This is a genomic window from Streptomyces kronopolitis (assembly GCF_014646275.1).
Taxonomy (GTDB): Bacteria; Actinomycetota; Actinomycetes; order Streptomycetales; family Streptomycetaceae; genus Streptomyces; species Streptomyces kronopolitis.
In genome coordinates, this window is record NZ_BMND01000006.1 from 234,360 (window position 1) to 255,397 (window position 21,038).

Annotated in this window: 17 protein-coding genes; 11 read left to right on the plus strand and 6 right to left on the minus strand. The window is 71.4% G+C overall.

Features of this window, described 5'->3' with window-relative positions; translation table 11 throughout:
* The first annotated feature begins 100 nt into the window (after positions 1-100).
* From IEY78_RS10365 to IEY78_RS10390, 6 genes are all read left to right on the plus strand, one after another.
* A complete protein-coding gene (locus tag IEY78_RS10365; protein ID WP_189097335.1) occupies positions 101-448 on the plus strand; it encodes a putative quinol monooxygenase in 348 nt (115 codons plus the stop codon).
* 179 nt (positions 449-627) lie between these two features.
* Positions 628-2,244, plus strand: a complete 1,617-nt coding sequence (locus tag IEY78_RS10370) for a peptide ABC transporter substrate-binding protein (protein WP_189097336.1) — start codon at positions 628-630, stop codon at positions 2,242-2,244.
* Positions 2,245-2,271: 27 nt separating this feature from the next.
* On the plus strand, positions 2,272-3,195 hold the full coding sequence (locus IEY78_RS10375; protein WP_189097337.1) for an ABC transporter permease: 924 nt from the start codon (positions 2,272-2,274) through the stop codon (positions 3,193-3,195).
* Positions 3,188-4,180 carry an ABC transporter permease gene (locus IEY78_RS10380; RefSeq protein WP_189097338.1) on the plus strand — a complete coding sequence of 331 codons (993 nt, stop codon included), beginning with the start codon at positions 3,188-3,190 and terminating at the stop codon, positions 4,178-4,180. The genes IEY78_RS10375 and IEY78_RS10380 overlap by 8 nt, the downstream gene beginning before the upstream one ends.
* 11 nt (positions 4,181-4,191) lie before the next feature.
* A complete protein-coding gene (locus IEY78_RS10385; protein WP_229699832.1) occupies positions 4,192-5,232 on the plus strand; it encodes an ABC transporter ATP-binding protein in 1,041 nt (346 codons plus the stop codon).
* Positions 5,219-6,358 (plus strand): ABC transporter ATP-binding protein, encoded by a 1,140-nt coding sequence (locus IEY78_RS10390; protein WP_229699833.1) that lies wholly within the window; start codon positions 5,219-5,221, stop codon positions 6,356-6,358. Before IEY78_RS10385 ends, IEY78_RS10390 begins: the two co-directional genes overlap by 14 nt.
* Before the next feature lie 92 nt (positions 6,359-6,450).
* Here the strand turns inward: IEY78_RS10390 and IEY78_RS10395 are convergent, their stop codons facing one another.
* From IEY78_RS10395 to IEY78_RS10415, 5 genes are all read right to left on the minus strand, one after another.
* Complete coding sequence (locus tag IEY78_RS10395; RefSeq protein ID WP_189097339.1) at positions 6,451-7,599, minus strand: ABC transporter ATP-binding protein; 1,149 nt, start codon at positions 7,597-7,599, stop codon at positions 6,451-6,453.
* A gap of 12 nt (positions 7,600-7,611) precedes the next feature.
* Entirely contained in the window at positions 7,612-8,673 is a 1,062-nt protein-coding gene (locus tag IEY78_RS10400) for an ABC transporter ATP-binding protein (RefSeq protein WP_189097340.1), read from the minus strand.
* A gap of 11 nt (positions 8,674-8,684) precedes the next feature.
* On the minus strand, positions 8,685-9,656 hold the full coding sequence (locus tag IEY78_RS10405; RefSeq protein ID WP_189097341.1) for an ABC transporter permease: 972 nt from the start codon (positions 9,654-9,656) through the stop codon (positions 8,685-8,687).
* A 131-nt stretch (positions 9,657-9,787) separates the two neighbouring features.
* On the minus strand, positions 9,788-11,587 hold the full coding sequence (locus IEY78_RS10410) for an ABC transporter substrate-binding protein (RefSeq protein WP_189097342.1): 1,800 nt from the start codon (positions 11,585-11,587) through the stop codon (positions 9,788-9,790).
* Between the two features lie 104 nt (positions 11,588-11,691).
* The gene (locus IEY78_RS10415; protein ID WP_268240262.1) at positions 11,692-12,726 is read right to left on the minus strand and encodes an ABC transporter permease; all 1,035 of its coding nucleotides are present in this window, start codon (positions 12,724-12,726) and stop codon (positions 11,692-11,694) included.
* Between the two features lie 486 nt (positions 12,727-13,212).
* Here IEY78_RS10415 and IEY78_RS10420 point away from each other — a divergent pair, with 486 nt between their 5' ends.
* Positions 13,213-14,337, plus strand: coding sequence for a hypothetical protein (locus tag IEY78_RS10420; RefSeq protein WP_229699834.1), 1,125 nt, complete (start codon positions 13,213-13,215; stop codon positions 14,335-14,337).
* 45 nt (positions 14,338-14,382) lie between these two features.
* On the opposite strand, the gene IEY78_RS10425 is transcribed toward IEY78_RS10420, so the two are convergent.
* The gene (locus IEY78_RS10425) at positions 14,383-16,596 is read right to left on the minus strand and encodes a S9 family peptidase (RefSeq protein WP_189097343.1); all 2,214 of its coding nucleotides are present in this window, start codon (positions 16,594-16,596) and stop codon (positions 14,383-14,385) included.
* Between the two features lie 224 nt (positions 16,597-16,820).
* On the opposite strand from IEY78_RS10425, the gene IEY78_RS10430 reads away from it, so the two are divergent.
* From IEY78_RS10430 to IEY78_RS10445, 4 genes are all read left to right on the plus strand, one after another.
* On the plus strand, positions 16,821-17,015 hold the full coding sequence (locus IEY78_RS10430) for a hypothetical protein (RefSeq protein WP_129248201.1): 195 nt from the start codon (positions 16,821-16,823) through the stop codon (positions 17,013-17,015).
* A gap of 110 nt (positions 17,016-17,125) precedes the next feature.
* On the plus strand, positions 17,126-18,115 hold the full coding sequence (mshB, locus tag IEY78_RS10435; protein WP_189097344.1) for an N-acetyl-1-D-myo-inositol-2-amino-2-deoxy-alpha-D-glucopyranoside deacetylase: 990 nt from the start codon (positions 17,126-17,128) through the stop codon (positions 18,113-18,115).
* Positions 18,112-18,630 (plus strand): DUF6113 family protein, encoded by a 519-nt coding sequence (locus IEY78_RS10440; protein ID WP_189097345.1) that lies wholly within the window; start codon positions 18,112-18,114, stop codon positions 18,628-18,630. The genes mshB and IEY78_RS10440 overlap by 4 nt, the downstream gene beginning before the upstream one ends.
* Before the next feature lie 215 nt (positions 18,631-18,845).
* Positions 18,846-20,993 carry a hypothetical protein gene (locus tag IEY78_RS10445; protein WP_189097346.1) on the plus strand — a complete coding sequence of 716 codons (2,148 nt, stop codon included), beginning with the start codon at positions 18,846-18,848 and terminating at the stop codon, positions 20,991-20,993.
* Positions 20,994-21,038 lie beyond the last annotated feature (45 nt).

Sequence of the window (21,038 nt, forward strand, 5' to 3'; positions counted from 1 at the left end):
GCCGCTCCGGCCCGTCGCGGCGGCGCCGTCTCGCGTCCCGGCCGGCGGCCCGGCCCGCTCGGCGGCGGCGTTGTCAGTGGTCGGCGGCAGACTGGGGGGCATGACGCAGACAACGAAGATCGAGGCCGGTAGCGGGATCGCCACGCTGATCAATGTGTTCACCGTGCGGCCCGAGCGGCAGGCGGAGCTGGTGGCGCTGCTGAGCCGGGCCACCGAGGAGACGATGCGGGACCGTCCGGGCTTCCTCTCGGCGAACCTCCATGCCAGCACGGACGGCGAACGGGTCGTCAACTACGCCCAGTGGGAGAGCGAGGCGCACTTCCGGGCGATGCTGGCCGATCCGGCGGCCCAGGAGCACATGACGCAGGCCGCCGCCCTGGCGGAGTCCTTCGACCCGCGGATATGCACGGTGGAGGCCGTCCACCACGCCTCGGGCGCCGCTTCCTGATCCACCGTTCCGGCACGGAGCCGCTCCTGTCGCAGGGCGGCCCCTCCCACCCCGGGCCGATCGGGCATACGGGGGTTTTCTCGGGTCCGCGGAGCAGTGGCGGTCGCCGCCGAAGTGCGATACCTCCCGCTTTGCGATCTTATGTGGGCTGGGCAGGAGTCCGGACCTGAGGAGGCATCATGCGGGGAGCCACCCTCGCGAAGTGGGCCCTGTGCGCCGCTGCCACCGGTCTGGCGGCCACCGCGTGCGGGGGCGGCGGCGGGGGGAGCGCCGGGGTGGTCAGTGCCTCCTGGGGCGACCCGCAGAATCCGCTGGAGCCGGCGAACACCAACGAGGTCCAGGGCGGCAAGGTCCTGGAAATGCTCTTCCGCGGCCTCAAGCGGTACAACCCGAAAACGGGCGCCGCGGAGAATGTGCTCGCGGACCGCATCGAGACGACGGACTCGCAGCATTTCACCGTCACCCTGAAGGGCGGCTGGACCTTCAGCAATGGCGAGAAGGTCACCGCCCGATCCTTCGTGGACGCCTGGAATTACGGCGCGCTGCTGACCAACGAGCAGAAGAACGCCCCCTTCTTCCAGTACATCGACGGCTTCGCGAAGGTGCACCCCACCAGCGGATCCCCCAAGGCCAAGACGCTGTCGGGCCTGGTGGTGAAGGACGACAGGACCTTCACCGTGACGCTCAACCAGAAGTTCTCCAGCTGGCCGGACACCCTGGGGTACGCGGCCTTCATGCCGCTTCCCCAGGCGTTCTACAAGGACCATTCCGGGTGGCTGCGCAAGCCGGTCGGCAACGGTCCGTACCGCGTGGACTCCTACGAGAAGGGGTCCGTGCTGCGGATGCGGAAATGGGGGAAGTACCCGGGACCGGACCCGGCGCGGAACTCCGGCATCGATCTGCGGGTCTACACCGACAACAACACGGCCTACACCGACCTCCAGGCCGGCAACCTCGATCTCGTCGACGACGTGCCGGCCTCGCAGCTCAAGAGCGTGAAATCGGACCTCGGCAGCCGGTACATCAATCAGCCGGCCGGGATCATCCAGACCCTCACCTTCCCCATGTACGACAAGGCGTGGGGCGGGCCGGGCAAGGAGAAGGTCCGGCGCGGGCTGTCGATGGCGATCGACCGGAACCAGATCACCCGGGAGATCTTCCAGCGGACGCGGACCCCCGCCACGGACTGGACCTCACCGGTCCTGGGCGCGGACGGCGGCTACAAGGCGGGGCTCTGCGGCGAGGCCTGCGTGTTCAACCCGGGCCGGGCCCGGCAGCTGATCAAGCAGGGCGGCGGACTGCCCGGCGGCCACATGACCGTCACGTACAACGCCGACACCGGCTCCCACAAGGACTGGATCGACGCCCTCTGCAACAGCATCAACACCTCCCTGGGCAGCGACAACGCCTGCACCGGGGCGCCGGTCGGGACCTTCGGCGACTTCCGGAACAAGATCGCGGCCAAGCGGATGAGCGGCCCCTTCCGGGCCGGCTGGCAGATGGACTACCCCCTGATCCAGAACTTCCTCCAGCCGCTCTACTACACCAACGGCTCGGCGAACGACGGGAAGTTCAGCAACCACGGCTTCGACACCCTGGTGGACAAGGCCAACGCGCAGACCGACACCGGCCAGGCCGTGGCGACCTTCCAGGACGCCGAGAAGGTCCTCGCCGCGCAGATGCCGTCCATTCCGCTCTGGTACCAGAACGGCAGCGGCGGCTATTCGGAACGGATCAGCAATGTCTCGCTGAACCCGTTCAGCGTGCCGGTCTACAACGAGATCAAGGTCAACTGACCGTGGTGTGAGGGAGGTGGACGCTTCATGGGACGGTATGTGATCCGGCGGCTGCTCCAGATGATCCCGGTGTTCATCGGCAGCACCTTCCTGATCTTCTTCATGGTCTACGCACTGGGCGACCCGGTGGCCGCGATGTTCGGCGAGCGCGCCCCCGACCCCGCCACCGCCGCGCAGATCCGCCGCGAGCTCTACCTCGACGCCCCGCTGTGGAAGCAGTACCTGCACTACATGGGGCAGATCTTCCAGGGGAACTTCGGCACCGCGTTCAACGGCCAGTCGGTCATCGAGCTGATGGTCTCCGCCTTTCCGGTCACCCTGCGGCTGACGGTGGTCGCCGTCGTGATCGAGATGGTGGTGGGCGTCGTGCTGGGGGTGTTCAGCGGGCTGCGGCGCGGCCGCGGCATCGACACCTCGGTCCTGGTCCTCACCCTCGTCGTGGTCTCCATCCCGACCTTCGTCAGCGGCTATCTGCTGCAGTTCCTGTTCGGGGTGCAGTGGGGCTGGGCCGCGCCGTCGGTCTCCCCGGAGGTGCCGCTGAACGAACTCCTGCTGCCCGGGCTGGTGCTGGCGCTGGTCTCGCTCGCCTATGTGACCCGGCTGACCCGCACCTCGATCGCGGAGAACGTCCGCGCCGACTACGTCCGCACGGCCGTCGCCAAGGGCCTGCCGCGCCACCGGGTCATCACCCGCCACCTGCTGCGCAATTCGCTGATCCCGGTCGTCACCTTCATCGGCACCGACATCGGCGCCCTGATGGGCGGCGCGATCGTCACCGAGCGCATCTTCAACATCCACGGCGTCGGATACCAGCTCTACCAGGGCATCCTGCGGCAGAACTCGCCGACCGTCGTGGGCTTCGTGACGATCCTGGTGCTGGTCTTCCTCCTCGCGAACCTCCTCGTCGACCTGCTGTACGCCGTCCTCGACCCGAGGATCCGCTATGCCTGAGCCCTCAGTTCCCAAGGAAGCCATCGGCCACGGCGACGGCGGCTCCGCCGCGCTGGCCCTCGGCGAGGCGGAGTCGCTGGAGCGGCGGCCCGGCGCGGCCCCGCCCGGCGCCGGTCCGCCCGGCGGGGTGCCCGCCGGCAAGCCCCGCAGCCTGTGGAGCGACGCCTGGCACGATCTGTGCCGCAACCCCGTCTTCGTGGTCTCCGCGCTGGTCATCGTCTTCCTGGTGATCATCGCGATCTGGCCGCAGCTGATCGCCACCGGCAACCCCTACCGCGCCGACCTCGCCAAGGCGCAGCAGGGCTCCCAGCCCGGCCACCCCTTCGGCTTCGACACCCAGGGCCGGGACGTCTACACCCGGGTGGTCTACGGGGCCCGCGCCTCCATCACCGTCGGGGTCTGCGCCACGACCGGCGCGGCGCTGCTCGGCAGCCTGCTGGGCGGGCTGGCCGGCTTCTTCGGCGGCTGGTCGGACACCCTGCTCTCCCGGATCGCCGACATCTTCTTCGGCATCCCGGTGATCCTCGGCGGGCTGGTCTTCCTCTCGATGGTCGCCAGCACCACGGTCTGGCCGGTGGTCGGCTTCATCGTGCTGCTCGGCTGGCCGCAGGTCTCCCGGATCGCCCGCGGCTCGGTGGTCACCGCCAAGCAGAACGACTACGTCCAGGCCGCGCGGGCGCTGGGCGCCGGCAACGGGCGGATGCTGCTGCGGCACATCGCCCCGAACGCCGTCGCGCCGGTCATCGTCGTCGCCACCATCGCGCTCGGCACGTTCATCGCGCTGGAGGCGACGCTCTCCTACCTGGGCGCGGGGCTGAAGCCGCCCACCATCTCCTGGGGCATCGACATCTCCACCGCCTCCCCGTACATCCGCAGCGCGCCGCACATGCTGCTGTGGCCGGCGGGTGCGCTGAGCATCACGGTGCTGGCGTTCATCATGCTCGGCGACGCGGTACGCGACGCCCTCGACCCCAAGTTGCGCTGAGGAGCGGGAAGATGACGCACCAGGAAGCCGCCCCGGAGCCAACGGGCACCGCGGCGGCCGTGGCCGAGCCGCCGCTGCTCGACGTCCGCGACCTGCGGGTGGAGTTCCGTACCCGCGACGGGGTGGCCAAGGCCGTCAACGGCGTCAGCTACCACGTGGCACGGGGGCAGACCCTGGCGGTGCTCGGGGAGTCCGGCTCCGGCAAGTCCGTGACCGCACAGGCCGTGATGGGCATCCTCGACTCCCCGCCGGGCTTCCTCACCGGCGGCGAGATCGTCTTCCAGGGGCGCGATCTGCTGACCCTGCGCAGGGAGGAGCGGCGCAGGATCCGCGGCGCGAAGATGGCGATGATCTTCCAGGACGCGCTGTCCTCGCTGAACCCGGTCCTCAGCGTCGGGGCCCAGCTCGGGGAGATGTTCCAGGTCCACGAGGGGGTGTCCCGCAAGGAGGCGCGCGCCCGGGCCGTGGAGCTGATGGAGCGGGTCAAGATCCCCGCGGCCCGGGAGCGGGTGGGCGACTACCCGCACCAGTTCTCCGGCGGGATGCGCCAGCGGATCATGATCGCGATGGCGCTGGCCCTGGGCCCGGACCTGATCATCGCGGACGAGCCGACCACGGCGCTGGACGTCACGGTCCAGGCGCAGGTGATGGACCTGCTGGCGGAGTTGCAGCGCGAGCTGACCATGGGACTGATCCTGATCACCCACGACCTGGGGGTGGTCGCGGACGTCGCCGACACCATCGCGGTGATGTACGCGGGCCGGATCGTCGAGACCGCCCCCGTCCACCAGCTCTACAAGGCGCCCGCGCACCCCTACACCCGCGGGCTGCTGGACTCCATCCCGCGGCTGGACCAGAAGGGCCGGCAGCTGTACGCGATCAAGGGCATGCCGCCCAATCTGACGGCCGTGCCGCCGGGCTGCCCCTTCCATCCGCGCTGCCCGCTGGTCCGGGACGTCTGCCGCACCGACCCCCCGCCGCTCTACGAGGTCGGACCGGGCCGGACCAGCGCCTGCCACTTCTGGAAGGAGACGCTCGATGGCGCACGATGACGCCGGGGCCCCGTCCTCCGGCACTCCGGCTCCCGGCACTCCGGCTCCCGGCGCCGGGCAGCCCGGCACCTCGGCCCCCGGCACCCCGGCGGCCGACTCCCCGGAACCGGTTCTGGAGGTCCGCGACCTGGTCAAGCACTTCCCGCTCACCCGGGGCGTGCTGGTCAAGAAGCAGGTCGGGGCGGTCCAGGCCGTCGACGGGGTCTCGTTCGACCTGCACCGGGGCGAAACCCTCGGCATCGTCGGCGAATCAGGCTGCGGCAAGTCCACCGTCGCCAAGCTGCTGGTCGGCCTCGAACACCCCACGGCCGGACAGATCCGCTACCGCGGCGAGGACATCAGCACCCTCTCCGGCCGGGCGCTGAAGGCGGTACGGCGCAACATCCAGATGGTCTTCCAGGACCCCTACACCTCCCTGAACCCCCGGATGACCGTCGGCGACATCATCGGCGAGCCCTACGAGATCCACCCCGAGGCGGCCCCCAAGGGAGAGCGCCGCAGAAGGGTCCAGGAACTCCTGGAGGTGGTCGGGCTCGACCCCGAGTACGTCAACCGCTATCCGCACCAGTTCTCCGGCGGCCAGCGCCAGCGCATCGGGATCGCCCGCGGACTGGCGCTGCGCCCGGAGATCATCGTCGCCGACGAGCCGGTCTCCGCGCTGGATGTCTCCGTGCAGTCCCAAGTGGTCAATCTGCTGGAGCGGTTGCAGGACGAGTTCGGGCTGTCGTACGTCTTCATCGCGCACGATCTGTCCGTCGTGCGGCACATCTGCGACCGCGTCGCGGTGATGTACCTGGGCCGGCTCGCCGAACTCGGCACCGACGAGCAGATCTACGAGCACCCGACCCACCCCTACACCCAGGCCCTGCTGTCCGCCGTGCCCGTCCCCGACCCGGACGCCCGCACCCACCGCGACCGCATCCTGCTCGCCGGCGACGTCCCCTCGCCCGCGAACCCGCCCTCCGGCTGCCGCTTCCGCACCCGCTGCTGGAAGGCACAGGACCGGTGCGCCGAGATCTCCCCGCCGCTGGAGGTCCCCGCGGAGTTCCGGCGGACACCGGGACCCGTGCGGCACCCGTCGGCCTGCCACTTCGCGGAGGAGCGCACGGTGGTGCCGAACGGGTAGCCGGGCGCCCGCCCCACGCCCCGTAGCCCGCCCCCACGCGCCGAAGCCCGCCTCCCGTAGGGGGAAGCGGGCTCCGGTGGCGTGCGGCCCGGTCAGCCGGTCGTGCCGGTCTCCTCGGCGGAGGCGGCCGGCGTGACGTCCTCGATCGCGGCCAGCGCCGGGTCGAGGATGATGTCCTCGTCCCGCGCCGCGGTCGTGGGCTCCTCGGGGAAGTGGCAGGCCGTCAGGTGGCCTCCGGAGTTGCCGCCGATCTGGACCAGCGGCGGCTCCTGGCTCGCGCACTTGTCCTGCGCCTTCCAGCAGCGGGTGCGGAACCGGCAGCCGGAGGGCGGGTTGACGGGGGAGGGGACGTCACCGGCGAGGCGGATGCGCTCGCGGTCCTCCTCCTCGCTCTCCACCAGCTTGGCCTCGGGCACCGCGGAGAGCAGCGCGTGGGTGTACGGGTGGCGCGGCCGGTTGTAGATGTCGTCGCGGGAGCCGACCTCGACGATCTTGCCGAGGTACATCACCGCGACCCGCTCGCTGAAGTGCCGCACGATCGCCAGGTCGTGGGCGATGAACAGGAACGCGATGCCCAGCTCGCGCTGGAGCTTCTGGAGCAGGTTGACGACCTGCGCCTGGATCGAGACGTCGAGCGCGGAGACCGGCTCGTCCGCGACGATCAGCTTCGGCTCCAGGGCGAGCGCGCGGGCCACCCCGATGCGCTGGCGCTGGCCGCCGGAGAACTCGTGCGGGAAGCGGTTGTAGTGCTCCGGGTTGAGGCCCACGGTCTCCAGGAGCTCGCGGATCCGCTTCTCCCGGCCGCCGGGCGGGTTGATCCCGTTGATCTCCATCGGGCCGCCGATGATGGTGCCCACCGTCTGCCGCGGGTTCAGCGAGGCGTACGGGTCCTGGAAGATCATCTGGATCTCGGAGCGGACCGGGGCCAGCTCCTTGCGGCCGGCGTGGGTGATGTCCTGGCCCGCGTAGGTGACCTTGCCGGCGGTCGGCTCCATCAGGCGGGTCAGCAGCCGGCCGGTGGTGGACTTGCCGCAGCCCGACTCACCGACCAGGCCGAAGCTCTCGCCGGCGTGCACGGTCAGGTCGACGCCGTCGACCGCCTGCACCGCGCCGACCTTCCGCTTGAACGGGAAGCCGCCGTAGATCGGGAAGTGCTTGGTGAGGCCCTCGGCGGTGAGCAGCGGCTCGCCCGGCGTGGGCGCGGCGCCACGCGGCGCCGGGAGGGTGACGTTGTCTGTCATGGTGGTAGCTCCCTAGCCCAGCCGGGGCTTGATCTGCTCGGTGAAGAGGGTCTGCTTCTGCTCGGCGCTCAGGTGGCACGCGGCGGCGCGCCCCGCCTCCAGCAGCGGCCGCTCGTCGGTGCACCGCGCCCCGCCGACCTCGGCGGTGAAGCCGCAGCGGGGGTGGAAGGCGCAGCCCGAGGGCGGGGTGAGCAGGCTCGGCGGGGAACCCGGGATCGGGTGCAGCGCCTCGCTGACGTCCGAGGACAGCCGCGGCATCGAGCTGAGCAGGCCCCAGGTGTACGGGTGGCGGGGCTGGGTGAGGATCTCCTTGACGGAGCCCCGCTCCACGGCCCGGCCGGCGTACATCACCAGCAGCTTGTCCGCCGTGTTGGCGACCACGCCGAGGTCGTGGGTGATCAGGATGATCGCGGAGCCGAACTCCTGCTGGAGGTCCTTGAGCAGGTCGAGGATCTGCGCCTGGACGGTGACGTCCAGGGCGGTGGTCGGCTCGTCCGCGATCAGCAGCTGGGGGTTGCAGACCAGCGCCATGGCGATCATCGCGCGCTGGCGCATACCGCCGGAGAACTGGTGCGGGTAGTCGTCCACCCGCAGGCTCGGCTGCGGGATGCCGACCTTGGTCAGCATCTCGATGGCGCGCTGGCGGCCCTCGCGCTTGCTCGCGCCGGTGTGCTTCATGAACGGCTCGGCGATCTGCCGGCCGACCGTGTAGTACGGCGACAGGGCGGTCAGCGCGTCCTGGAAGATCATCGCCATCTTGTTGCCGCGGAGCTTTTCCAGCGTCTTCTCGCGGGCCCCGGTCAGCTCGTCCCCGTCCAGGACGATCTCGCCGCCGATCTCGGTGGCCTTCGGGTTGTGCAGCCCCAGGATCGCGAGGTTGGTCACCGACTTGCCGGAGCCCGATTCACCGACGATGCCGAGCGTCTCGCCGCGTTCCAGGTCGAAGGAGAGACCGTCGACCGCCTTGACGATGCCGTCCTCGGTGGAGAACCGCACCTGCAGATCGCGGACGGACAGGAAGGGGTCGGACCCGGCCGGCACCGCGGTGCCTTCGGTCTTGGTGAGTGTGGTCACTTCAGGCTCTCCTAGGACAGGCGCACGCGCGGGTCGATGAAGGCGTACGTCGCATCCACGATGATGTTGAACACCAGGATCAGGGCGGCGCTGAAGATCAGCACGCCCATGACCATGGGCAGATCGAGGGTGGTGACGGAGTCGATCGCCAGGCGGCCGATGCCGGCCAGCTGGAAGGTGAACTCGGTGATCATCGCGCCGCCGAACAGCGAGCTGAGGTCCATGCCGAGGATGGTCACGATGGGGATCAGCGATCCGCGCCAGGCGTAGCGCAGGAAGACGTACGAGCTGGCCATGCCCTTGGCCTTGGCCGTCCGGACGTGTTCCTCCTGCAGCTGCTCGATCATCGTCGAGCGGGACATACGGGTGTACTGCGCGGTGAAGATCGTCGACATCACGAGCCAGGGGAGCAGCAGCCCCATGAACCAGCCCGCGGGGTCCGAGGTGAAGTCCACGTACTTGGGGGACTCCATGATGCCGCTGTAGACGAACAGGCCGAGCGCGATCGGACCGAGGATGTAGATCTGCGCCGAACTCAGCACCATCGAGACCGAGGTGAGGACCTTGTCCAGGACCGAGCCGCGCTTGTAGGCGGCGATCAGGCCGGTGCCCAGGCCCACGGTCAGGAACACCACGGCGCCGCCGATGGCCAGCGAGGCGGTGGTGGGCAGGCGGTCCATCATCGTCGACCAGACGTCCTGCTTGGTCGCGAAGGAGTAGCCGAAGCACGGTGCGCTGCAGTGGCCGATGGAGTAGTCGCGGCCGGCGAAGATGCCGACGAGGAAGTCCCAGAACTGGGTCGTCAGGGGCTTGTCGAGGCCGAGGTTCTGGTGGATCAGCGCGATGTTGTCCGCGGTGCAGTTCTTGCCGCAGGACATCGCGGCCGGGTCACCGGCACCGAAGAACACGAAGAAGGTGAAGGCACTGAGCAGAACAAGGATGACAACAGCGCCGAACGTCCGGCGAAGTAGGAATTGAAGCATGGCAGTTCGCTGCTCTCAGGACGGCGGCGGCAGTGGGTGTGAGGGGTGGCTGGGAAGGCCCCGGAGGGCGCGCGTTCCGCCGTGTGCGCGCTCTCCGGAGTGCCTTCGTCAGACGAGGTGGTGCGCTCTCGTCACTTCTTGAGGAACAGCGTGTTCGGGTCGATGTAGCTGACGTCCAGGTTGTAGCGGGCGCCGCCGATGTTCGAGCCGTACAGCTGGAGCATCTTGGTGTAGAAGACCGGCGCGGCCGGGTTGACCTTCTCCACGATGTACTGGTGCAGCTTCTGCCACTCGGCGGTGGCCTTCGCGACGTCCGTGATCTTGGAGATGCGGGCGATCTCGGCGTTCACGTGCTTGTCGTTGACGTGCGAGTAGTTCGACGAGCCGTCCTGGATGGTGGTGCCGTCGTAGGACGGCGGGATGACGGTCGAGGCGTCCGGCCAGTCCTGGCCCCAGCCGGTCATGTAGATGTCGAAGCCGTTCTTGACCTTGCCCATCTGCTCGTACCAGGAGGCGGCGTCGACCTCCTTCTTCTGCACGTTGAAGCCGGCCTTGGTCAGCGCGTCCTCGATGACGACGGCTTCCTTCTGGCGCACCTCGGTGTTGGAGTAGGCGTAGACCAGCTTCATGCCGGTCTTGCCGGCCTCCTTGAGGAGCTTCTTGGCCTTCTCGGGCTCACCGTTGGGGTGCGAGATCTTGCCGTAGGGGTCGTAGCCCTTCTTGTAGCCCGCGACGGTCGGGGCGAGCAGACCGCCCGCGATCTCGCCGCCGTAGCTGCCGCCGTTGACCCGGACGATCTGCTGGTTCGGCAGGGCGTAGGTGATCGCGTCGCGGATCTTCTTGTCCTTGATGCGGTCCATGTTGAAGTTCATCTGCCACACGTAGGGCTGGTAGCCCTGGACCAGGCGCTTGCTGGCGTCGGCGTTGTCCAGCACGTTCTTGGTCAGTGTGGGGTCGACCGCGTTGGTGAAGCTGATCGCGTTCTTGGCCTCACCCTGGTCGGCCATCAGGCGCTTGGTGGAGTCCGAGGCCTGGTGGTTGAAGGTGATGTTGTACCCGTCCGGGTACTGGTGGCGCATGGCGTCCGTCTTCGGGTCCCAGTTCTTGTTCCGGACCAGCTGCATGGCCTTGCCGGACTTGAACGAGGCGATCTTGTACGGACCGGAGGACACCGGGGCGACGTCGTAGGCGTCCTTGGTGTCCTTCGCGCTGTCCGGGACGGCGCTGTAGCCGGGCATCGTCAGCGCGTAGGGCAGCTGCGAGTTCGGCTGCTTGAAGTGGAAGATGACGGTCTTCGCGTCCGGGGTGTCCAGCACGGTCTTGGGCAGGTGGTCGCCCTTGTACGGACCGTCCGGCAGGGCCTTGCGGTAGGTGGTGCCGCCGCCCGACAGCCACTGCTGCACGTAGGTCGGACCGTCGGTGATGAACTTCGCGTACAGCCGCTCGATGCTGTGGCGGATGTCCTTCGAGGTGATCGGCGTGCCGTCCTCGAACTTGATGCCGTCCTTGAGCGTGTACTTCCAGGTCTTGCCGCCGTCGGACATCTGGCCGGCGTCGGTGGCGAGGTCGCCCACGACCTTGGCGTTGCCCTTGTCGTCCTGCTTGAAGCTGGTCAGGCCGCGGAAGATCAGCTGCGACAGCGCCTTCATGTCGCTGACGTACATCTGGCCCGGGTCCAGGTGGTTGTAGCTGTCACGCTGGTAGACCCGGATGGTGCCGCCGGAGTGGGCGTCCTTGACGGCGACGGCCGGGCCGACGGAGTCGGCGGCGGTGCCCATCGGGATCGCCTTGGCCTGGGCCGCGGCGTCCTTGTCGGTCTGCGACTTGTCCTGCCCGGAGCCGCTGCCGCCGCTGCACCCGGTGAGCGCGAGCGAGCCGGCCGCGAGGGCCACTATCGCCGCGCGTGCTCTGCGCGTAGAAAATGCGTTCATGGGATTCCAAGCACCTGCCTGTCAGTTGTTGACGAGATGTGCTGTCTGACGCATCCCGGGCAGGCCCGGCAGGGGTGACAGCAAGCCCCCCTTCAAGTGGACGATCAGCGCCCGGACTTGGGATCGAAGGCGTCGCGTACCGAGTCTCCGAGGAGGTTGAAGCACAGCACGAAGATCAGCATTGCTACGGCGGGGAAGAGCAAGAAGGTGGGGTCGTTCTCGTAGTAGTGCGCGCCCGCCTGGAAGAGCCGGCCCCAGTCGGGGGTCGGTTCCACGATGCCGACGCCCAGGAAGGACAGTCCCGCCTCGGAGGTCACGAACAGGGGCAGCATGTAGGTGCTCTGCACCAGGACCGGGGTGACGACGTTCGGCAGCAGCTCCTTGCGGATGATCCGCCAGGGTGAGGCACCGGTGATCTTCGCCGCCTCGACGAACTCCCGCTCGCGCAGGGAGAGCACCTGACCGCGCAGCAGTCGCGCCAGACCCATCCAGCCCAGGAACCACTGGACGATGATCAGGGCACAGACCCGCACATAGGTGGGCGTCTCGTCGCTGGGCGGCACGAAGAGCGCCACCACGACCGGCATGAACGCCACGAAGGTCAGCTGGCTGGGGAACGCCAGCAGGAAGTCGATCACCCGGCTGAGGAAGTAGTCGGTGCGGCCGCCGACGTAGCCGGCCGTGACACCGATCAGGATGCCGGTGATCACGGTCAGCAGGGTCACCGCGACGGAGATCCCCAGCGACATCCGCATGCCGTAGACCAGCTGCATGAACACATCGCGGCCCAGGGACGGTTCGACACCGAACCAGTGCGAGGGGGAGATGCCCCCGTTGGCGCCGGAGGGGTAGCCGAACTCGTCGAGGAGGTTGGGGTCGTTGTTCCCGTAGAGCGTGTACGGGTCCTTGCCGTACACCGCGCTGATCACCGGAGCCAGGGCCGCGATGAGGAAGAAGGCCACCACGACGACCGCGCAGATGACGCCTGTGCGGTCGCGCTTGAAGCGCATCCACATCAATTGGCCGGGGGAACGGCCGACGAGCTCACCGCCCTTGCCCTTCTTTGCCTTCTTCAGACCTTCGGGCCCAAGTCCTGGGGTATCGGACTCTGCAGCCGCGGTCTGGGATGGACTAGTCATCGCGAAGTGCCCCCGCGCCGAGTTCTCTTGGAACGTGAAGCGGCACCGATTCGCACCGCTGGATGAGCGGACTTTCGCAAGTTATTTACGGCGGAGTCAAGGGGATCGGGTGTGCTCATGCGCAGGTCGTCTGCTTCTTGAGCGAAGATTGCGCATATCGACGCCCGGGCGTGCTTGACAGGTGGGCGCCATGTGCGGCATGAGCGGACATATCGGATCAAACCGCTTTAACATGCTGGCAACTTCCCTGTCGCAACTCCGATATACGGACGCGCCATGATGAACAACGTACGGCCGTGCGGGTGCCGTAGACCGGCCGGGACGCCAGGTGGCGCCCCGGCCGGTCGCCGTTTGTGCGGGTTTTGTCCGTTGCGCCATTCGGGTCAGTTGTCCCCGCGCCGGGACTGCAGTAGACCTGCGGTGGACACCCCCGCCGCGGGGGCGTCGTGACGATGCGAGAACAACGACGTGGACAGGGGGCAGGCCGTGTCCACAGTGCGGGACGGCGTTCTCACCCGTGGTGCACGCGGCGCCGGCGCCCTGGTCTGCCTGCTGCTCGCGCTGCTCGCCGCGGGATGGATCATCCGGGACCTGGCCGTCGCCGAGCACCCCGCGGATGTGGGATGGGCCTGGCTGGGCGAGACCCGCAGGCCAAGGGAGTTCACCGCCTGGGCCACCTCGGCGCTCGACCCGCTGCTGCTGCTCGGCGCGCTCGCCGCCGCGGTGGCCCAGGTGCGCCGGGCCGTCCCCTCGTCCGTGGCCGCGGGGGCGCTGCTCTCCCTGGCGGCCGCCGTCGCGCTGCTGCGGATCCCACTGGTGTGGGTGCTGGGCGCGGACTGGCTCCAAGGGCTGGACAGCCGGCTCACCCTGTGGGCACGGCTGACCGTCTGGGCCCAACTCGCCCTGGCCGCCGTGCTGATCATGATCGTGGCGGCCGGACGGCGGCGGACGGGTTGCCGGGCCGGGCGGCACACGGCGGACGGCGCGCACGGAATGGTCGGGGCGGCGGGCGTGTACGGCGTGGTCCGTGCGGTGCCCACCGGCATCGACCCCGGGCGGCCCGGCAGCCCGTACCGGGGGCCGGCCGCCACCGCCGGCGTCCTGCTGGGTGCCGCCGGCCTCCTCCTCGCCGGCTGGGAGGTCCACTGGTGCCGGCAGCTCGGCTGGTCCCTCTACCGCAAGGGACTGCTGGGGGACGCCTCCGTCTTCCGCGCCCTGCTCCAGCCCCCGGTGCACTGGCAGGGGGCGGCGTTCGCCGTGCTGGCCCTGGGGGCCGCGGGCGCCGTGCTGCGGCGCGCCCCCTGGAGCCGGCCCGCCGCGCTGACGGCCGCGGCGCTGCTGCTGGCCTACGGCGCCGTGGCGCTCGCCCATGCCGTCCGCACCGGGGAGTTCGGCCGCCTGGCCGCGCTGTCCGCCCACGCCCGGCTGGGGGTGGGCACCGCCGCGTTCGTGTCGGCCGCGGCGTTCACCGCGCTGTGCGCCGCGGCCCGGTCCGGTCTGCCGGACACCGCCCGGGACGCCGAGGCCGTACGGGCCTACGGCTCCGCCCCGGGCGAGCTGCGGCCGCCGCACGCCCCGCCCCCGCCGTCGACGCTGCCGCCCGGCTGGTGACACCGCCGCCCGGCCCCCGCCGCACGGCGGGAGCCGGGAGCGGGCTCAGCCGGACATCCCCAACGACCGCTTGAGGAAGTCGACTTGGAGCAGCAGCAGGTTTTCGGCCACCTGCTCCTGCGAGGCCATGTGCGTCACCCCGGTCAGCGGCAGCATCTCGTGCGGCCGGCCCGCGGCCAGCAGCGCCGCGGACAGCCGCAGCGCGTGGGCCACGACCACGTTGTCGTCCGCCAGGCCGTGCACGATCAGCACCGGGCGGTGCGGCTCCACGGCGCCCGACAGCCCCTCGTCCGTGACCAGCGAATTCGCCGCGTAGACCGCCGGTTCCTCGTCCGGGTGGCCCAGATACCGCTCCTGGTAGTGGGTGTCGTACAGCCGCAGGTCGGTCACCGGCGCGCCCACCACCGCCGCGTGGAAGACATCGGGCCGGCGCAGCGCCGCCAGCCCCGCGAGATAGCCGCCGAAGGACCAGCCGCGGATCGCCACCCGCGCCAGATCGAGGGGAAAGGATTCGGCCAGCGCGTGCAGGGCGTGGACCTGGTCGGCCAGGGCGACGTCCGCGACATCGCGGAACATCGCCTTCTCCCACGCGGGGGAGCGGCCCGGGGTGCCCCGGCCGTCCGCGACGATCACCGCGAACCCCTGGTCGGCGAACCACTGCGAGGTCAGATACGCGTGGTGCGCGGCGACCACCCGCTGGCCGTGCGGACCGCCGTAGGGGTCCATCAGCACCGGAAGCGGTCCCTGCTCCTCCGTATAGCCGGTGGGCAGCAGCACCGCGCACGGGATCTCCCGCTCCCCGGCCCGGACCAGCCGGGGCCGGGCGGTCAGCACCGGCTCCTCGGCGCAGGAGCCGATCGCGGCGAGGCTCTTCTCCCCGCCGTCCGGATCCAGCCGCACCACCTCCACCCGGGTGCCGGGCCACTCCAGCGACGTCTGGGACAGCACGGTCAGCGCCCCGCCGCGCACCGCGGAGGACACCGTCGGATGCGGCCGCGCGCCCACCCGCTCCCAGCCGCCCTGGTCGCCGCTGCCGCGGAACCAGGCGCGGTAGACCCCGATGTCGTGCATGTCGGCGCCGCTCGCGGAGAACAGGACGTCGTCCTCGCCGATGTCCAGGACGGCCCGGACGTGCAGCGGCGCCCCGGTCAGCGGGCGGGCGCCGACGAACAGCTTGCGCGCGCCGCCCTCGTCGGCGATCCGCACCAGCCGGCCGTCCGGGGTCCAGGCCGGCACCCCGGGGAACGGCTCGACCCAGGCCTCGTCCTCGTCGTCGTGCACCGTCCGGGTCCCGCCGGTCGTGGTGTCGACGGTCAGATAGCGCTGGTCGCGCTGGTCGCGGGCCTGGACGAGCAGCAGCGGCGGCCCGGCGGCGGACCAGTGGACGCGCGCGAGATAGGGGTAGCGCCCGGTGTCCCAGACGACGTCGGTGCGCGTGCCGTCCAGCCCCAGGAGTGTCAGGGTGACCGCGGCGTTGTCGGTGCCCGCCGCCGGGTACGCGATCCGCGCGGGCTCCTGGTCCGGGTGGGCGGGGTCGGCGATCCACCAGCGCCGCACCGGCGCCTCGTCGACCCGCGCGGCCAGCACCGCGTCGCTGTCCGGCGACCACCAGAAGCCGCGGTAGCGGCCCATCTCCTCGGCCGCGATGAACTCCGCGAGCCCCCAGGTCACCTCGGGCCCGTCGGGCTCCGCCAGCACCCGGTCCGGCGCCCCGGCGGCCGTCTCGTCGCGGGCGGAGCCGTCGGTGCCGCCGGTGTCGTCGGCGTCCGAGGTCGTGGCCCCGTCCACCGCTACCACCCGCAGCCGGCCGTCCGCGACGTAGGCCACCCAGCGGCCGTCCGGCGACGGGCGGGGGTCCACCACCGGCCCCTCGACCGGGAGTTCGCGGGTGGTGCCGGCCCGCAGCTCGGAGACGAACAGCCGGCCGGACAGGGTGAACGCGGCCAACTCGACGGCGGCGTCCGTGGCGTAGCCGACGATGCCCGCCGAACTCTCCCGGCTGCGCTCGCGGCGGGCCCGCTCCTGCGGCGGCAGCCGCTCCTCGCCGCCGGCCAGCAGGGCGTCGGGGTCGGCGGCGGTGAACTCCCGTCCCTGCTCCAGGTCGAGCACCCACAGCCGCTGCCGGCGGTCGGTGCCGGAGGGGGAGCGCAGGAAGACGACGCGTGCACCGTCGGGGGAGAGTGCGAAGCCGCGCGGGGCGCCCAGAGTGAAGCGCTGCGTACGGGCGTATTGCCGCGGGAACGAAGGCTGTCCGGTCATGGTGCCGAGCCTACGGGCTCACCGCGGTCGCGCTCGTGAAGATCATGTGCGCCCCCGCTCTGCTTCCGTGCTCCGATTTATGCGCTAGCGCGGAAAGTTATGATCCCTTGCGCGTAGTGGGTTCGGGGTAAAGAGCCCTTGGCATACCCCGGTGCGCGGACCGTGCGGACGGTCCGGGCGCCAGTAACCCGGTCCGGATCACGACTACTTGGAGGTGAGCCGCCGTGGCACTCTCGATTTCGGCGGTGGTGCTGCTGGCGATCATCGTCTTCTTGCTCGTCAAGAAGTCCGGACTGAAGGCCGCGCATGCGTTCGTCTGCATGCTGCTGGGCTTCTATCTCGCCGGCTCGTCCATCGCCCCGACGATCAAGCAGCTGACGACGAACGTCGCCGGCATGCTCGGCAACATCAAGTTCTGACCCCCTCGGGACCCGGCCCGACCGTCCCGTGCGCGCCCCCGGCGGGGCCGCACGGGCGGCGGCCGGGCTCGCCTGCGTACGGCGGAGCGGGCGGCTCGTAGGCTGTCGGCATGACCGACCGGCCCGCCTCCCCCACGCCACCGTCCGCCACGGGCGCCGCCCCGCACCCCGTCCCGTCGCGCCGGCTGCTGCTGGTGCACGCGCACCCCGACGACGAGTCGATCAACAACGGCGCCACCATGGCCCGGTACGCGGCCGAGGGCGCCCGGGTCACGCTGGTGACCTGCACCCGCGGCGAGGAGGGCGAGGTCATCCCGCCCGGGCTCGCCCACCTCGCGCCGGACCGCGACGACACCCTGGGGCCGTACCGCGTCGGCGAGCTGGCCGCCGCGATGGAGGCCCTGGGCGTCACCGACCACCGCTTCCTCGGCGGGCCGGGCCGCTACCGCGACTCCGGGATGATGGGCGCCCCGCAGAACGAGCGGCCCGACTGCTTCTGGCAGGCCCCGCTGGACGAGGCGGCCGGCGAGCTGGTCGCCGTGATCCGGGAGGTCCGGCCGCAGGTGCTGGTCACCTACGACCCGAACGGCGGATACGGCCACCCCGACCACATCCAGGCGCACCGGGTGGCGATGCGCGGCGCGGAGCTGGCCGCGGACGCCGGGTTCCGGCCCGAGCTGGGCGGCGCGCACGCGATCGGGAAGATTTACTGGAACTGCAACCCCCGTTCCGTGGTGGAGGAGGGATTCGAGCGGCTGCGCGCGGCCGGTCACCCCTTCCCCGGCATCGCCTCCGTCGACGACGTGCCCGGCGTGGTGCCGGACGCCGAGGTCACGGCGTCCGTCACCGGCGGCCGCGCGGCCGCTGCGGCCAAGACCGCGGCGATGCGCGCGCACCACACCCAGATCGCGGTCGACGGACCGTTCTTCGCGCTCTCCAACGACCTGGGCCAGCCGCTGTTCGCCACCGAGCACTACCGGCTGGTGCACGGCGCGGCGGGCGCGGCGGACGGCGCGCGCGAGGACGATCTCTTCGCCGGCACCGACGGAGCGGCGGACACCCGGCAGCACGGCACCCGGATCGAGGAGGCGGCGGAATGAGCGGCGCGAACGGCGGCGGTTCCGCCGGCAAGGGCAAGGGCACGGGCAACGGCGCGGCGGGCGCCGGCAAGGGAGCGCGCTCCCGGGCGGGCTCGGGCGCGTCCGCGGTGGCGGCGCCGGTGCCGGACGCCGGCGTCCCCCCGCTGACCGGCGGGCGGGCGGGCACCTATGCGCTGCTGCTGGTCGCCGGCGTCCTGGTCGCGGTCGCCGGCACGCTGGTGCAAGCGGCCTGGTTCCCCGGCGGGTTGCTGCTGGCGCTCGGCGGGGTCGCCGCCCTGTTCTACGGGGGCGGCCGGGCGACCGGCACCCCGGCGGGCGTGCTGGTGCCCGGCGCGGCCTGGCTGGTGACGGTGTTCCTGCTGCTCAGCGATGTCCGGCCGGAAGGCGACTTCCTCTTCGGCGCCGGGCTCGGTTCGTACGTGTTCCTGCTGGGCGGGATCCTGGTCGCTGTGATCTGTGCCACCGCCGCCCAGATGCGGGTGGCGGGCGTCCGGCACGGCCGAGTTGGCGGATGACGTGGTGGATACCGGGACGGATCCGACGCGGGCCGGGGTGAACGGGCCGGGTACCGGGGGTTCGCCCGTGGCGGCGGTGTCCGTACGCTCCCCGGGTGGCCGCTCGCGGCGGACAGTATGGTGGTGCGCGCCGTCGCGCCGCCCTGGGGGCACCTCCCGGCCTGTGGCCGGGGATCATCTCTGACGAGCGGCGGAGCCAACCGGGAGAACCTGCTTTGAGTCGTGAATCTGACAGTTCGTCCTCCGGCCCCCAGGGCCGCGGCGGAGCCGCGTACCCGTCCGGGACGCCGCCGTACGGCTCGCCCAGGGGAGACGCCGACGAGGCGCCGGCGCCCGGTGCCCCTGCGCAGCCGGAGGAACCCAAGACCGAGACCACGCTGACGACGCGGATCAAGATCAACATTCCGGGGTCACGCCCCATCCCGCCGGTCGTCGTGCGCAAGCCCGTCGGTGAGGAGTCCGGCATGAACGGATCGGCTGGATCCGGCGGTTCCGCCGGCTCCCGGGGAACGCCCCGCCCCGCGCGCGGCGCCGAGCGGAGCGCGGAGCGGACGGCGAACACCCCGCGTCCCGAGGCTCCGGCGGAGGAGGCCCCCGCGGCCGGCCGGCCCGAGAAGACCAGCGACTGGTTCGCGCCGCGCAAGCCGCAGGCCGGCTCCGGCGGTCAGTCCTCGACGACCGGCTCCCACCCGGCGCCGCCCGCCCCGGGCGGGGCGACCCCGCCGCGCGGCACCCCGGGCGCCGCCCCCCAGCAGCGCCCCGACCTGCCGTACTTCTCCGACGGCGCGGCCCCGCAGGACGGCCCGGCGCCGGAGGGCGCCCCGCCGGGCGACGGCGGCCCCGGCACCGCCGCCGCCCCGTTCGAGGGCGGCTGGCCGGGCGGCGGCTCGCCGTTCGACGGTGCGTCCGGCGGCGGTTCGCCGTTCGACACCCCCGCGGCTCCCGCCCGCGACCACACCCCGTTCGACGCCCCGGGCGGTCCCAGCGGGCCGACGACCGGTCCGGCGCGCGGCAGTTCCGCGCTGAACCTGCCGCCCGGCTTCAGCGACCCGGGCACCGGCGGCACGCCCCGGATCGACGACACCGCCGAACTCACCCCGCAGCCGCCGGCACCGCCCGCCGGTCCGGGCGGCGGCCTCGGCGCCGGCGGCATCTCCGGCGGACTGCCCGGCGGCCCCCAGGGCGGCGCGCCCGGCGGTCCCCAGGGCAGGCGCGGCGGGAGCGGCCCGCAGGGCGCCGCGTCCGGCGGCCACGACCGGGTCTCCGGTGACACGCTGGTCAGCGGCATCCCCAAGACCCCCGGCGCGGACGGCCCGTCGTCCCCGTCGCCGTTCCCGGCCGGTCCGGCCGGTGAGGGCGACAGCGCGGCCCCCAAGCCGCGGCCCAAGATCCCCGAGCCGATCAACCCGCCCAAGAAGGGCCGCAACAAGCTCGTTCTCCTGGGTGTCGCCGTCGTGGTCCTGGCCGGTGTCGCCTACGGCGCGGGCCTGCTGCTCGACCACGCCGACGTGCCCAACGGCACCACCGCGCTCGGTGTGGACATCGGCGGCGCCACCAAGGAAGACGCCGTGAAGAAGCTGGAGGCGGAGCTCAAGGGCCGCCGCAGCCAGCCCATCGAACTCACCGTCGACGGCAAGTCCGAGACCCTCCAGCCCGCCCGGGCCGGTCTGGACATCGACCCGCAGGCCACGGTCCGCAGGGCGGCCGGCCGGGACTACAACCCGGTCTCCGTCATCGGCTCGCTGTTCGGCGTGCACCGCACCGCCGAGCCGGCCGTGCTCGTCGACGACGAGAAGCTGCAGATCGCGCTGGAGAACGCCGCCGGACCCGGAGGAGCCGCCGCGGACGGCGGAATCACCTTCGAGAACGGCAAGGCGGTGCCGCACTACGGCAGGCCGCACAAGGCCATCGATGTGAAGGCGTCCAAGAAGAAGGTCGCCGACGCCTACCGCAAGCGCGCCACGACCGGCACCGACGCACCGGTGGTCCTCGCCGCCACCACCCAGCGGCCGCAGGTCACCAAGGCGGCGGTGGACCGGGCGCTGAAGCAGTTCGCCGAGCCCGCGATGTCCGGCCTGGTGACGGTCCGTACGGACGCCGCGCACACGGTCTCCTTCAGCCCGCAGAAGTCGATCCCGAAGTTCCTGTCCTTCAAGATCGTCAACGGCGCCCTGGTCCCGTACTACGACCGCCCGGCGCTCAAGGCCCTCTACGGCGACACCTTCAACGGCGTCGAGGTGACCAAGGGCGACGGCTCCAAGCACCCGGTGAGCGTCGAGGAGGTGGCGAGCGCGGTCGGCAGGGCGCTGCTCGGCACCACCCCGTCCGAGCGGATCCAGACCATCGCCACCGACGGCAGCTGACCGCGCGGCGACGGCCCGCGGGCACGAGGCCCCCCAGGGCGCGCT